The sequence below is a fragment of the Cryobacterium sp. MDB2-A-1 genome, from assembly GCF_004402675.1.
In the GTDB taxonomy this organism is placed as follows: domain Bacteria; phylum Actinomycetota; class Actinomycetes; order Actinomycetales; family Microbacteriaceae; genus Cryobacterium; species Cryobacterium glucosi.
The window spans coordinates 60,657-73,849 of record NZ_SOFK01000030.1 but is presented as its reverse complement, the minus strand read 5'-3'; the positions used below and the strand labels follow the sequence as shown (position 1 = coordinate 73,849).

Annotated in this window: 13 protein-coding genes; 7 read left to right on the top strand and 6 right to left on the bottom strand. The window is 68.0% G+C overall.

The genetic code is table 11. The features are described 5' to 3' along the window. Window positions 1-309 precede the first annotated feature (309 nt). Complete coding sequence (locus E3O39_RS12210; protein WP_134448488.1) at window positions 310-597, top strand: HU family DNA-binding protein; 288 nt, start codon at window positions 310-312, stop codon at window positions 595-597. 154 nt (window positions 598-751) lie between these two features. Continuing rightward, window positions 752-2,761, top strand: a complete 2,010-nt coding sequence (locus E3O39_RS12205) for a cytochrome c oxidase assembly protein (RefSeq protein WP_174774570.1) — start codon at window positions 752-754, stop codon at window positions 2,759-2,761. Between the two features lie 16 nt (window positions 2,762-2,777). Here the strand turns inward: E3O39_RS12205 and E3O39_RS12200 are convergent, their stop codons facing one another. Then, on the bottom strand, window positions 2,778-3,860 hold the full coding sequence (locus E3O39_RS12200; RefSeq protein ID WP_134448486.1) for a hypothetical protein: 1,083 nt from the start codon (window positions 3,858-3,860) through the stop codon (window positions 2,778-2,780). Between the two features lie 150 nt (window positions 3,861-4,010). Between E3O39_RS12200 and E3O39_RS12195 the strand changes: the two genes are divergently transcribed. After that, on the top strand, window positions 4,011-5,303 hold the full coding sequence (locus tag E3O39_RS12195; protein WP_134448484.1) for an ATP-dependent RecD-like DNA helicase: 1,293 nt from the start codon (window positions 4,011-4,013) through the stop codon (window positions 5,301-5,303). Between the two features lie 7 nt (window positions 5,304-5,310). On the opposite strand, the gene E3O39_RS12190 is transcribed toward E3O39_RS12195, so the two are convergent. Continuing rightward, window positions 5,311-5,979 (bottom strand): hypothetical protein, encoded by a 669-nt coding sequence (locus E3O39_RS12190; protein WP_134448482.1) that lies wholly within the window; start codon window positions 5,977-5,979, stop codon window positions 5,311-5,313. A gap of 71 nt (window positions 5,980-6,050) precedes the next feature. Then, on the bottom strand, window positions 6,051-6,461 hold the full coding sequence (locus E3O39_RS12185) for a DUF4383 domain-containing protein (protein WP_134448480.1): 411 nt from the start codon (window positions 6,459-6,461) through the stop codon (window positions 6,051-6,053). An 84-nt stretch (window positions 6,462-6,545) separates the two neighbouring features. Between E3O39_RS12185 and E3O39_RS12180 the strand changes: the two genes are divergently transcribed. Next, a complete protein-coding gene (locus tag E3O39_RS12180) occupies window positions 6,546-7,079 on the top strand; it encodes a DinB family protein (RefSeq protein ID WP_134448478.1) in 534 nt (177 codons plus the stop codon). A 72-nt stretch (window positions 7,080-7,151) separates the two neighbouring features. On the opposite strand, the gene E3O39_RS12175 is transcribed toward E3O39_RS12180, so the two are convergent. Further along, complete coding sequence (locus tag E3O39_RS12175) at window positions 7,152-7,418, bottom strand: GlsB/YeaQ/YmgE family stress response membrane protein (RefSeq protein ID WP_134448476.1); 267 nt, start codon at window positions 7,416-7,418, stop codon at window positions 7,152-7,154. A gap of 291 nt (window positions 7,419-7,709) precedes the next feature. Here E3O39_RS12175 and E3O39_RS12170 point away from each other — a divergent pair, with 291 nt between their 5' ends. Beyond that, entirely contained in the window at window positions 7,710-9,170 is a 1,461-nt protein-coding gene (locus tag E3O39_RS12170) for a nitronate monooxygenase (protein ID WP_347233244.1), read from the top strand. Between the two features lie 62 nt (window positions 9,171-9,232). On the opposite strand, the gene E3O39_RS12165 is transcribed toward E3O39_RS12170, so the two are convergent. Both E3O39_RS12165 and E3O39_RS12160 read right to left on the bottom strand, forming a co-directional pair. Then, on the bottom strand, window positions 9,233-10,132 hold the full coding sequence (locus E3O39_RS12165; RefSeq protein ID WP_134448474.1) for a D-hexose-6-phosphate mutarotase: 900 nt from the start codon (window positions 10,130-10,132) through the stop codon (window positions 9,233-9,235). Window positions 10,133-10,246: 114 nt separating this feature from the next. Continuing rightward, window positions 10,247-11,185 carry an NAD(P)-dependent oxidoreductase gene (locus tag E3O39_RS12160; RefSeq protein ID WP_134448472.1) on the bottom strand — a complete coding sequence of 313 codons (939 nt, stop codon included), beginning with the start codon at window positions 11,183-11,185 and terminating at the stop codon, window positions 10,247-10,249. A gap of 101 nt (window positions 11,186-11,286) precedes the next feature. Here E3O39_RS12160 and E3O39_RS12155 point away from each other — a divergent pair, with 101 nt between their 5' ends. Both E3O39_RS12155 and E3O39_RS12150 read left to right on the top strand, forming a co-directional pair. After that, a complete protein-coding gene (locus tag E3O39_RS12155; protein ID WP_134448470.1) occupies window positions 11,287-12,345 on the top strand; it encodes a D-2-hydroxyacid dehydrogenase in 1,059 nt (352 codons plus the stop codon). A 19-nt stretch (window positions 12,346-12,364) separates the two neighbouring features. After that, window positions 12,365-13,132 (top strand): SDR family NAD(P)-dependent oxidoreductase, encoded by a 768-nt coding sequence (locus E3O39_RS12150; protein WP_134448468.1) that lies wholly within the window; start codon window positions 12,365-12,367, stop codon window positions 13,130-13,132. Window positions 13,133-13,193: the final 61 nt, after the last annotated feature.

Genomic DNA, 13,193 nt, shown 5'->3' with positions numbered 1-13,193 from the left:
ACCCGCTGAATCGCTTCGCTGAACTCCGGTTCCGCGAATGAGGGGATGTCGACTTCGGTCGACATCCCCTTTCTCGTACCCGGGCGGATGTCTCGTCGAGGGACCCCGGATTCCGCGCACAGCGGAAATGGCACTCCCGGAAGGGCAAAAAGCGCCCCAAGATGCCGAAAAACGCCGGAAATACGCGGAAGTTCCCGGAACTCTGTTAGATTCAACGCGGTCCAACCGACCAACGGATGCGCCTTCTGGCGTCGCCCGCATTACCCGCATACCTGTTTTTTACAGACGAAGGTCCGAGGAGGACACTCAATGGCTGACAAGTCGCTGAACAAGACCGAGCTCGTTGCCAAGGTTGCCGCAGACTCTGGCCAGAGCCAGGTTGCCGTCGACAGCGTGCTCAACGCATTCTTTGCCGCACTCGCCGAAACCGTCGCGAGCGACGGCAAGGTCACCATCCCGGGCTGGCTCGGCGTCGAGCGCACCGCCACCGCGGCGCGCACCGGCCGCAACCCGCAGACCGGCGAAGAAATCGCCATCGCAGCAGGCCACCGCGTCAAGCTGACCGCCGGCAGCAAGCTGAAGGCCGCCGCCAAGTAACATCGGCACCCGTTCCACCTGCTTCACCCGCTTCATCTGCTTCACCTGCTTCATACAGAGGAGGGCGTCGGCTTCGGCCGGCGCCCTCCTCTGCGTCCGGTCCGTGGCATCCGCTCTCGGCATACCCACCCGGCTGGCCGGTTAAGCTGGAGCCGTGCCTCGTCTCGTGCGGATCTCCGGTCCTGCAGCCCTCCTCCTGGTGGCCGTGCTCTCGACCCTGCTGGCCCTCGCCTACGGCGGCGGCGCTGCTGCGCAACTGCTCGCAGACCCGGGGCCGCTCGTGCGCTGGGGACTCCCGGTGGCGAAGCTGCTCGTCAACCTCGGTGCTGCGGGCACGATCGGCGCCCTCGTGCTCGCCTGCTTCGCGCTCAGCCCCCGCGAGAACGCATACGGCACCTCGCTCGACTTCGCCGCGGGAGCCGCGGCACTCTTCACCGCCGCCTCCGCTCTCACCGGGTTCCTGACCTTCCTGCAGGTGACGGATGTCCCGTTGGCCTTCGACGACCGCTTCAGCGCGACCGCCGGCCAGTTCTTCAGCCAGATCGAACTCGGCCAGGCCTGGCTCGCGACCACGCTCATCGCCGCGGGCGTCACGGTGCTGTGCTTCGCGGTGCGCAGCCAGACCGGGCTCGTTTTCGTCACGGCCCTCGCGATCGGCGCCCTCGTTCCGATGGCGCTCCAGGGCCACGCAGCGGGCAGCCAGGGCCACGACGTCGCGATCACGGCACTCGGACTGCACCTCGTGTTCGCGGCGATCTGGCTCGGCGGGCTCCTGACGGTCGTCGTGCTCCGCAAACAGCTCGAGGGCACGCGTATCAACGCCGTCATCGGCCGGTATTCGACGCTCGCCCTCGTGAGTTTCATCGTCGTCGCGGCCTCCGGTTACGTCAGCGCCGAACTGCGGATCGGCAGCATCGACCGGCTTCTGACGCCGTACGGCATCCTCGTGCTCGTGAAGGTCGTCGCCCTCATCACGCTCGGCGGTTTCGGTGTGTTGCAGCGCCGGTTCCTCGTCGAGCGGATGCGCCGGGCCACGCTCGCGGGACCGGGCGCCGCCGGCCGCAGCGCGGGCACCTGGTTCTGGTGGCTCGTGGTCGGCGAGCTCGCTTTCATGGGACTCGCCTCAGGGGTTGCTGCGGCGCTCGCCCGTACCGCGACCCCGGTCGCCCAGGTCGTGGCGACCCAGGTCGCCACCTCGACCCCCGCGCAGATCCTCACCGGCGAGCTGCTGCCGCCAGAGCTGACCTTCGCCCGGTACTTCACCGAGTGGGACTTCGACCTGGCCTGGGTGCTGTTCTGCGCCTTCGGGATCTTCTTCTACCTGGCCGGGGTCTACCGGTTGCACAAGCGCGGTGACTCCTGGCCTGTCTACCGGACCGTGTCCTGGGTGGTGGGGATGCTCATCCTCTTCTACATCACCAACGGCGGCGCCAACCTGTACGCGAAGTATCTGTTCTCGTCGCACATGCTGATGCACATGGCGCTCACCATGCTCGTGCCGGTGTTCCTCGTGCCCGGCGCCCCGATCACCCTTGCCGCCCGGGCCATCCACAAGCGCACCGACGAGAGCCGCGGAGCCCGCGAGTGGATCCTCCTCGCGGTGCACTCCCGGTACGCGGGCGTCCTGACGAACCCGATCGTCGCCGCAGTGCTCTGGGCCGGCTCCCTCTGGGTGTTCTACTACTCGAACCTGTTCAGCTGGGCGACGACCGACCATATCGGGCACGAGTGGATGGTCGTGCACTTCCTGATCACCGGGTACCTGTTCGTGCAGTCCCTGATCGGCATCGACCCGGTGCCGTACCGGCTGCCCTACGCCTTCCGGCTGCTGCTGCTGCTCGGCACGATGGCGTTCCACGCCTTCTTCGGGGTCGCCCTGATGACCGGGACGGGCCTGCTCCTCGCCGACTGGTACGGCGCGATGGGCCGCACCTGGGGGGTCAGTGCGATCGCCGACCAACAGCTGGGCGGCGGCATCGCCTGGAGCGTCGGCGAGATCCCGACGATCGCGCTCGCGATCGCCGTCGCGATCCAGTGGTCCCGCAGTGACGAGAAGGAAACCCGGCGCAAGGACCGCAACGCCGACCGGACCGGCGAGGCCGAGCTCATCCGCTACAACGCCCAGCTCGAGCGGCTCGCCTCGCGGGACACCCGGCAGCCCTAGTCCCTGCCGGAATCGGTCAGCGGAGCTGGATCGCGAGCGACCCGTCGGCCCCGACCACGACCTGGATCGCGACCGCGAACGGAACATCCTCATCCCGGGTGCTGAGGTCCCCGTCGAAGAGCGACTGCACGGCGACCTTGATGTGCGCCCTGCCTGCCGTCGCCGGCATGTCGAAGGCGGTGTCCCCGGCGGCGAGCGTCACGGCCGGGTATTCGGGAATCGACCAGGTCGGCACCGACTTGACCCTGTCGTTGATCTCGATCCCGAAGGGGCAATCCGAGGGCTGCAGGACCGTCTGCGTCGCGCAGGAATCGAGGAAGGCGTTGAGCTCCGACTGGACCTGCCCGACGAAGGACGCGTTCGGTTCGGCGTCGACCGAGACATCCGTCGCCCCGGACTGCGTCACGGGAACCGACTGCGGCGCCGCGCTCAGCAGGGCCGACTCGTGCGCGATCGTGTACCGGGCCGGGGCGAACGCGAGGTACGCGGCCTGGTTCGAGAACGTCACCGGGGCGTCGGCCGCCGCGTGCGCGCGCGTGTCGAGGGTGAGGCCGTTGACCGAGAAACTCGCCTCGTGCAAGACCGTGACGCCGAGCACCGCGAGGGGGCTGGTGTCGAAGCGCCACGAGTCGAAGACCGCCGCGTACGTTCCCGCCCTGGCCACCCGGAACTCCATCGTCTCCGGAGCACCGTCGAGGTCGAAGGCGTAGATCACGCTGTGCACCTCGGCGGTGCCGGTGCCGGTGCCTGTGCCTGTGTCGGCGGCGTCCGGCTTCACGGTGTCGCTGACGAGCCTGATCGCGGTGATCGAACTGAGCACGGATGCCCGCAGCAGCGTGTCGGGAAGTTCCGTCGGCAGGCCCGCCGCCGTCAGCTCTGCCGTGGTCGGGGTCACCCCCGGCAAGGTGAGTGCGCTCGCGGTGTCGTGCCTGGCCAGGGCGTCGAGGTACTGGCGCACAAAACCACCCGCGCTGTACACCTCGCGGTTGAGCGAACCGATCGCCGCGAACAGCGCGGCGACGAGGAGGACGACAACCACGACGACGGCGACGAGGGTTCGGCCCCGGTCGCGCGGGGCCGTGCGGTCGCGGTTGCTCACGTCCACATTCTACGGGCGCGATTCTGAGGTGCCGGCGTGCGTGGGTGCGGGACGGGAGCTGCGATGTCCACGGATGCCCGGCATCCGCCCCCGGCACCGGCCCGGGCGGATACAGTGGAATGTTCCCTCCATTCCTACTGAAAGCGACCCGTGTCCCCGATTTCGTTGTCGCGTGAGCAGGCCGAGGTCTACCAGGCCATCGAGAACACGCGCCAGAACGTCTTCGTGACGGGGCGCGCCGGCACCGGCAAGTCGACGCTGCTGAACCACCTGTCGTGGAACACCAGCAAGCAGATCGTGATCGCCGCCCCGACCGGTGTCGCGGCGCTCAACGTGGGCGGGCAGACGATCCATTCGCTCTTCCGGCTGCCGATCGGGGTCATCGCCGACCACGCGATCGACCAGAACGACCAGGTCAAGAAGCTGCTCAACACGATCGACACCGTCGTGATCGACGAGGTCTCGATGGTCAACGCCGACCTGATGGACGCGATCGACCGCAGCCTCCGGCAGGCCAGGCAGCGCCCGAACGACAGCTTCGGCGGCGTGCAGATCGTCTTGTTCGGCGACCCGTACCAGCTCGCGCCCGTCCCCGGCGATTCCGACGAGCGGGCGTACTTCACCGACACCTACCGGTCGATGTGGTTCTTCGACGCGAAGGTCTGGAAGGGCGCTGAACTGCGCATCTTCGAACTGACCGAGGTGCACCGGCAGCGGGATGCCGACTTCCGGCACATGCTGAACGCCGTGCGCTACGGGCAGGTCACCGCGGAGATCGGCGGCGCGCTCAACGCAGCGGGCGCCCGCACCCCGCCTGCAGAGGGCGTGATTACCCTCGCCACCCGCAACGACGCGGTCAACCGGATCAACGCGGCCGCGCTCAAGCGACTGCCGGGCAAGGCGCTCACCGCGAAGGCAGAGGTCACCGGTGACTTCGGCGGCCGCACCTATCCAGCGGACGCGGTGCTCGAGCTCAAGGTGGGCGCCCAGGTGATGTTCCTGCGCAACGACTCCCCGCTCGACGGCGGCGCGCGCTGGGTCAACGGCAGCATCGGCACGGTCACGAAGGTGGATTCGACGGTCTACGTCGAGATCGACGGCACGACGCACGAGGTGGAGCCGGCCGTGTGGGAGAAGTACAAGTACAGCTACAACCAGGCGACGAAGAAGCTCAGCAGGGACGTCGTCGCCGAGTTCACCCAGTTCCCGCTGCGGCTGGCCTGGGCGGTCACCATCCACAAGTCCCAGGGCGCGACGTACGAACGGGCGATCGTCGACCTCGGCACCAGGGTCTTCAGCCCCGGCCAGACCTACGTTGCCCTCAGCCGGCTGACCGGCCTCGACGGGCTCTACCTCACCCGGCCGCTGCGGCCGAGCGACATCATCGTCGACGAGGACGTGCAGCGGTTCATGGGCAGCCAGGGCGCCCTGCCCGCGTCCTGACCCGCGGCTAGTGGTGGTGGCCGGCCGGGGTCTCGGGGGTCGGGGCCGAGGGAAGACCGTGCGAGCCGTGCGGGACGGCGTGCGCGCCGGCATCCGTCGCGGCCAGCGCCGGTGTGGTGAGCCCGGAGACGACGAGGGCGGCGAGCGTGAGAGCCGCGAGGAAGCGCCACCCGCCGGCCGTCTCACCCGCTGGGGTGTGTGCCGAATCCAGGACGTGGTGCCTGATTCGGGTTGGCTCGGGGCGATTCGGGCCGGATTCGGCCTGAACTCCTGAATTCGGAACGCGCTCGGTGGTGGTGGTGGTGCCGGTGCTGGCGGCGCGGCGGGTGCGGCGCAGGGCGAGTGCAAGGGAGCCGGCCAGGAAGAGGTCGAAGAGGGTTGCGGTGGCCATCGGCTGGAGCGGGAGGCCGGTCGCGGTCGCCGGCACGCCGAGGCCGCTGCCGAGGGTTGCGACGGCGCCCCAGACAAAGACAGGGATCAGGGCTCCGAAGAGCGCTGCCCCGGGGGCGAGTGCCCGCCCCCGGACCAGCGTTACGGCGCCCCAGCCGAGCTCGGCAGCGCCGAGCCCGACCAGGGTGATCATGAGGAGCACCGGGGCGCTCGCACCCACGGCGAGGTGGATCGTTCCCGCGCCGATGGCGGCAGAGGAGAGCCAGAGGCGGCTGATCGGGGTCATCGAAGCTCCTGTTCGTGGATGCGTGGTGCGGCGTGCTGCGTGGCGAATGCGGGTGTGGAGCGGCCGGCGGTTCAGGCGACCGCGGAGTGGCGGACGACCTTGTCGGCGGCGAGGCCCGCACCGAGCAGCACGATCGCACTGGCGAGGTGCAGGAAGTGGTCTGGCGTGTTGAGGGCGAGGATGTTGAGCTCCGAGCCAGCGATGAAGAACCCGACGATGCCGAGGAGCAGGTAGACCGCGCCGATCGTGGTGTTGACGGACTTGGCCGCGGTGACGCCCGAGAGGCCGGCGATGAGCAGTGCGGCGCCGATCAGCAGGTGGGCGACGTTGTGCAGCGGGTTGACGGCGAAGAGGCCGAGCAGGAGCCCGCCCTGGGTGGCGATGAAGCTGACCCCGCCCGTGACGGCGAAGCCGAGCAGGCCGACGAGCAGGTAGACGGCTCCGAAGACGGTGGCGACGAGGCGGTTCGGTGAAGTGCGCATGAGATTTCCTCCTGGTAGAGACCGCGGGGGTGCGGTTGCCAGTAGTTCGGAATGAACCTCACAGCGGATTGGTAGGCTCGCGGCATGAATATTCCCCCGGACACCAAGGACTGGACCTGGGTGCTCGAGCGCCACTGCCCCGAGTGCGGTTTCGTCGCCGCGGATGTCGTCTTCGAGGACATCCCACGGTTGATCCGCGAGAACGCCGCGGCCTGGCTGCCCGTGCTCGAGCGAGCGGATGTCGCGGTGCGGCCGAGCGAGCACACCTGGTCCGCCCTGGAGTACGCCGCCCATGTTCGCGATGTGTTCCGTATTTTCACCGTCCGGCTCGCGCTGATGCGCTCGGAGGACGACCCCCTGTTCCCGAACTGGGACCAGGACGCGACGGCCGTGGCGGAACGGTACGGCGAGCAGGCCCCGGAACGGGTCGCCGTCGAACTGGCCGAGGCCGCGGCATCCGCGGCCGTTGCGTTTACCGCGGTCCCCGCCGCCGAACTCGGTCGGGTCGGCAGGCGCAGCGACGGCGCCCGGTTCACTGTGACGACGATGGGACAGTACTTCGTGCATGACCCGGTGCATCACCTCCACGACGTCACCGCGGTGTCAGAGCACCGCTAGAGTCGCGGCTGCCGTTTCTGAGGCGGGCAGCGCAGGTGACGGTGGTGATGCACCGGGCGTGTGCGGCCGCCGCTACGCGGTGTGCCTCCGGTTGACGACGGCGCCATAGATCAGCAGCACGATGATCGACCCTGCAATGGCGAGCAACCAGCTGGACAGCTGGAAGAAATCGCCGATGCCGACGCCGAAGAGGAGGGACCCGAGCCAGCCGCCGAGGATCGCGCCCACCACTCCGAGGAGCAGGGTCACGAACCAGCCGCCGCCCTGGGTGCCGGGCAGGATGGCCTTGGCGATCGCGCCGGCGATCAGGCCGAGAAGTAGAAATCCGATGAAACTCATGTCAAGCGTCCTTTCGCTTACAAGCGTTGTCTCACATGGTGTGTCATCACATGCCTGCCCGCAGACTCTGGCGCGGGTGCAGGCCAGCCTCCATCTCCGTCTTACTCATCGAGTCTGCCACGATCCGGTATCCCGGTCACGGGGTCGCGGCCCGAATGCAACCCGATTCGGGAATATGCCGTGAGTTACGATTGCCCTGCGCCCTGCAACTGATCACCCCCGGTCTCAGCGACTGCAGTGGCACCCCCGTTCTCGCGGCGGACGCCCCGGCGCAGATCGACGGAGGCCCTCTTGTCCGACAGAACACTGCCCGTGGTCATCCAGGGCGGCATGGGCATGGCCGTCTCGTCCTGGCGGCTCGCCAATGCGGTGGCCCGCACCGGCCAGCTCGGCGTCGTCTCCGGCGTCGCCCTCGACTCCGTCCTCACACGCAGGCTTCAGGACGGCGACGCCGGCGGACACATCCGCCGGGCGCTCGCCGCGTTCCCGGTTCCCGCACTGGTCGGGCCCGTTCTCGAGCGCTACTTCCAGGCCGAGGGCCGCGCGGAGGGCGAGCCGTACCTTCCCGTACCCAAACTGTCCCTGAAGCCCACCCGCGAGCAGCAGGAGCTCAGCGTGCTCGGCAACTTCACCGAGGTCTGGCTGGCCAAGGAGGGCCACACCGGGATCGTCGGGATCAACTACATGGAGAAGGTGCAGATGGCGACCCCGCCGGCCGCACTCGGCGCCATGCTCGCCGGGGTCGACTACGTCCTGATGGGCGCCGGCATCCCGCGCCAGATCCCGCACCTCCTCGATGAGCTCGCCGCCGGCCGGGTCGGCACGATCGACATCGACGTGCACGGGGCCGAAGCGGATGCCGTCCACACCGTGAGCGTGGATCCCGTCGACGTCCTCGGGCTGACGCCGGAGATCTTCCCGCCGCTACTCCGCCCGTTCTTCCTCGCCATCGTCTCGGCGCACGTGCTCGCGTTCTACCTCGCGCGCGATGCGGACATCCGCCCGGACGGGTTCATCATCGAGGGCCCGACGGCAGGCGGGCACAACGCGCCCCCGCGCGGCCGGCTCACCCTTGACGACGACGACCAGCCGATTTACGGCCCGCGCGACGACGCGAACATCGTCAAGATCGCCGAACTCGGCCTGCCGTTCTGGCTCGCCGGCGGCTACGGGCAGCCGGAACGCCTCGCCGTCGCGCTCGCCGCGGGAGCACAGGGCGTGCAGGTCGGCACCCTGTTCGCGCTCAGCCAGGAGTCCGGCCTCGCCCCCGAACTGCGCGACCAGGTGCTCGGCCGCCTCGACGCGACGGAGCTCTCGATCCGCACCGACGCCGCCGCCTCGCCGACGGGATTCCCGTTCAAGGTGGCCCAGTTGCCGGGCACGTTGTCCGAACCGGCGGTCTACGCCGACCGGGTGCGTCTCTGCGACCTCAGCTACCTGCGCGAGCCCTATGCGAAGAAGGACGGCACGGTCGGGTTCCGCTGCCCGAGCGAACCCGTGCACATGTACGTGCGCAAGGGAGGCACCGCCGAGGATGCTGCCGGCCGCGCCTGCCTCTGCAACGCGCTCACCGCGACCGTCGGCCTCGGCCAGACCCGCAAGACCGGCTACGTCGAGGCGCCGCTGCTGACGCTCGGCAACGACATCGACGGGGCCGCCGTGCTCCTCGCTGCACATCCGGAAGGGTGGAGCGCCGCGGACGCCATCGGCTGGCTGCTCCGCGACGCCCCGGTCTCCCCGACCGCCTCCTGACCACTACCTTTCCGGTCGAGAGTGCCCGTTACAGCGGTCACTCTCGACCGGAAAGGTGACTCTCAAGCTGCTTCAGTGACGGTGAACTCCGCTGTCATCGTGTGGCTCGTGCCGGGGGCGAGGGTGATCGCGGCTGCGCCCACGTTGCAGGTCTCGACGCAGACCATGCCGGTCCATTCCTGGGAGCCGAAGTCCGCCATTGCCGCGGCCTTGTCGATCCATGGGTTCCAGACGACGGTGCTCTCGGAGCCGGTCTTCGCGACGGCGATGCTGCGCGTCCCGTCCTTGATGACCGTGGTGGCCGTGGTGCCGGGGTAGATCCGGTCGGTCTCCGCCACGAAGCCAACGGGGCCGTCGGCCCCTGGCTCGAGCGTGCCGCCCGCGACCTTGTCGAGGAACGGGGCGCCCTCGAGCCCGGCGACCGTCGTCCGGTGGATGTCGTCGATCGCGAAGTAGCTGTGCAGCGCCTCCTCGACGGTCACGGCCACCGTGTCCCGGTTGGTCACGGTCAGCTCGAGGCGGAGCGTCGCACCGACGGTCACGGTGTAGCGGGCTTCGAACGGATGCGGCCACGCCGACGCGCGCGTCGCGGGCGAGTCCGTCAGGTGGAAGGTCAGCACCACATCGTCAGCGACCTCGGCGGCGCCGGACAGCTGCCACTCGGTCACGCGGGCGAACCCGTGGGCCGGCGCCGTCGTATCCGCTGCGTTCGGACCGAACCAGGGGAAGCAGATCGGGATTCCGCCGCGGATGGCGGTGCCCGGGGTGAAGCGGCTCGCCGCGCTCATCCAGAGCACGGGGGCTCCGCCGGCCGGAACCCACGAGGCGACGTGCGCACCGTGCAGGTACACCTCGGCCGACCCGGCGCGGCCGGTGACACGGACGATGGGGAGCCCGCCGACGCCGGGGGCGAGGTGGACGGACGCCGGCAGGACGGGAAGTGCTGTGGGAATGGTTGACATGGGAAACCTCCAGGGTTCACCTGATTTTCCCACAGTGGGACTGTTGATGAGCGGGCGCGATTCTCAGCCGGTGCCTGCCCGCTGTGTGGCAGACATCGGACCATCAGGGTGCGGTCAGGCGACTGCGACCGGTGGCGGGTTCTTCGACTCGACATAGGCCCGCGTGACCGCAATGTCCTGGTCGCCGAAACCGTGTGCGGTGAGATCGGTGAAGGTGTCGAGCAGCAGACGTAGCTGAGCGGCATCGGTGCCGGTTCGATCGGCTTCTTCGAGTGCGTAGCGGAGGTCCTTGATCATGTACCTCGCGACTCCGGACGGGCGATAGTCCGCGTCGACGATACGCCGCTTCCGGCTGTCCAGGACCCGGCTGCCCGCGTACCCGTTTTCGAGAAGGTCGAAGAGGGCGCCGAGGTCGAGGCCGCTCCGTTCCGCCAGGACCGCAGCCTCGCCGAGCGCCAGAATATTCGCCGCCACGATGAGTTGATTGCAGAACTTGGCGATTGCGCCGGCACCGAGCGGACCGAGGTGCGCCGGGGCGCCGATGGCCCGTAACACGGGCAGTGCGAGGTCGACATCGTCAGCGCTGCCGCCGACCATAATCGAGAGTGTCCCCGCGACCGCACCGTCTTCGCCGCCGCTCACAGGGGCATCGACGACGTGGAGGAGACCGTTGGTCTCAGTTGCGAGCCTGTCCGCGAGCTCACGGATGCCGGACGCGGAGGACGTAGAGGAAATCACCAACAAAGTGGGGGTCGTGATACCCGAAACGATACCGTCGGGTCCGTTCAGAACCTGTTCAAGTTGCGGAAGGTCCGGGAGCATGTCGACGATGATGTCGGCCTGTTCAGCGAGCCGCCGCGGGGATTCCGCCCAGGAGGCTCCCGAATCCAAGAGTTCGGAATAGCGTTCGCGTCCTCGTCCGCTGATGACAACGTTCCAGGAGGCTGCAGGGCTGCGCAGGAGGCTTGCAGCCATCGGGCGGCCCATCACTCCCAATCCAATGACTCCGACAGTAAGCGAATTTGCAACAGGAAAACTACGTTGGTTTGACATGCCGTTCACTCTAGCGAACTCTGTTCAGTAGGATGGATGCAGCTTGACATTCAGGAGCGCCGCACACCGACCCCTATTCGGCGCAGAAAAGGGTAAATACAGTGATCGAATCAGATACTCGCCTTCGAGTCGTTGTCGCGGCTCCACTGTCCGAGGAACTATGCCACCGCATCGAAACGGGTGAACCCCGCCTGCAGCTCATCCGCGATCAGGAGCTGTTGCCCCCGCAGCGCCATCCCGGCGATTTCAACGGCGACCCTTCCTTCCACCGCACCGCTGCGCAGCAGGAGCGTTTCACGGCCCTCGTCGATAGCGCGGATGTGCTCTATGGCATCCCGGACGTCGATTCCGCGGCACTGAAGAAGACCGTCGGAGTCAACCCGCGCTTGCGCTGGGTGCAAACCATGGCGGCGGGCGGCGGCGGACAGGTTGCCGCCGCAGAGCTCAGCGCGGCGCAGCTGGAACGGGTTGCCTTCACGACTTCCGCCGGCGTGCATGGCGGTCCCCTCGCCGAATTCGCACTCTTCGGGGTGCTCGCCGGCGCCAAGTCATTGCCGCGCCTCCTTGCCCAGCAGCACGACCACACCTGGAGTGGCCGCTGGACCATGGGGCTTGTGAGTGAGCAGACGGTCCTTGTCGCCGGTCTCGGTGGCATCGGTGCCGGAGTCGCTTCCCGTCTTGCCGCACTCGGCGCACGCGTGATCGGCACGACCCGCGGCTCGCAGGACATCCCGGGAGTCTCCCGCTTCATCCAGCCCGAAGAAATCCCCTCCGTGGCGCACGAGCTGGATGCTGTCGTCGCGACCCTGCCCGGGACCGCTGCGACCAACGGACTCTTCGGCAGCGAGTTCTTTTCCCGGGTCAAGCCGGGCGCGACCGTCGTGAACGTGGGACGTGGGACCGTCATCGACCAGGACGAACTGTTGCGTGCGCTGCGGAACGGCCGGGTCGGGTTCGCGGCCCTCGACGTGTTCGCCGAAGAACCCCTCGCCACCGACAGCCCATTCTGGGACCTGCCGAACGTCCTGGTCAGCCCGCACACCGCCGCTCTCAACGCTGCAGAGGACCGGCTGATCGCCGAGCTCTTCACCCGCAATGCCACTCGCTTCCTCGACGGACAACCCCTGATAAACCGGGTCGATACCGTCGAGTTCTACTGAAAGACACAGGAGAGAACTGATGAACACGCTATTTGACGTCTCGGGGAAGACGGCACTCGTCACGGGATCGAGCCGAGGAATCGGACTTGCGCTCGCGGGCGGCCTCGCGGACGCGGGAGTGCGGGTTGTCGTCCACGGACGCAACCGCGATCAGGTTGACGCGGCCCGCTCCGGGCTGGAGAAATCCGGCCGGGTGGAAACGATCGCATCCACCTTCGACATCACCGACCCGGCCGCCGTCGCCGATGGAATCGCGGCGATCGAGAATGAGTGGGGTGTGCTGGACATCCTGGTCAACAACGCCGGAATTCAGCGCAGGGCCCCGTTCACCGAGTTCACCTTCACTGACTGGAACGACATCGTCGCGACCAACCTCACCGGTGCATTCCTGGTCGGCCAGCAGGCCGCTCGAGGGATGGTGACCCGCGGCAGCGGCAAGATCGTGAACATCGGATCGGTGCAAAGCCAGCTCGGGCGAGCAGGCATTGCGCCATACGCTGCGACCAAGGGCGGAATCTCCATGCTGACGAAGGGCATGTGTGCTGACCTTGCGGTCAGCGGCATCCAAGTGAACGCCCTCGCGCCCGGGTATTTCGCGACCGAGCTCACGAAGGCTCTGGTCGCGGACGAGGCCTTCAGCTCCTGGGTGCGCACGCGAACACCTGCCGGACGCTGGGGCGATGTCGCAGACCTGGTCGGCACCCTGATCTACCTCGTGTCGCCCGCGTCGGACTTCGTCAACGGGCAGACGATCTTCGTCGACGGCGGAATGACCGCCGTGGTGTGACGAGACCCGGTCAGGAACCTGGCCTGCACACAGCGGATTCAGCGAACGGAACCACATTCAC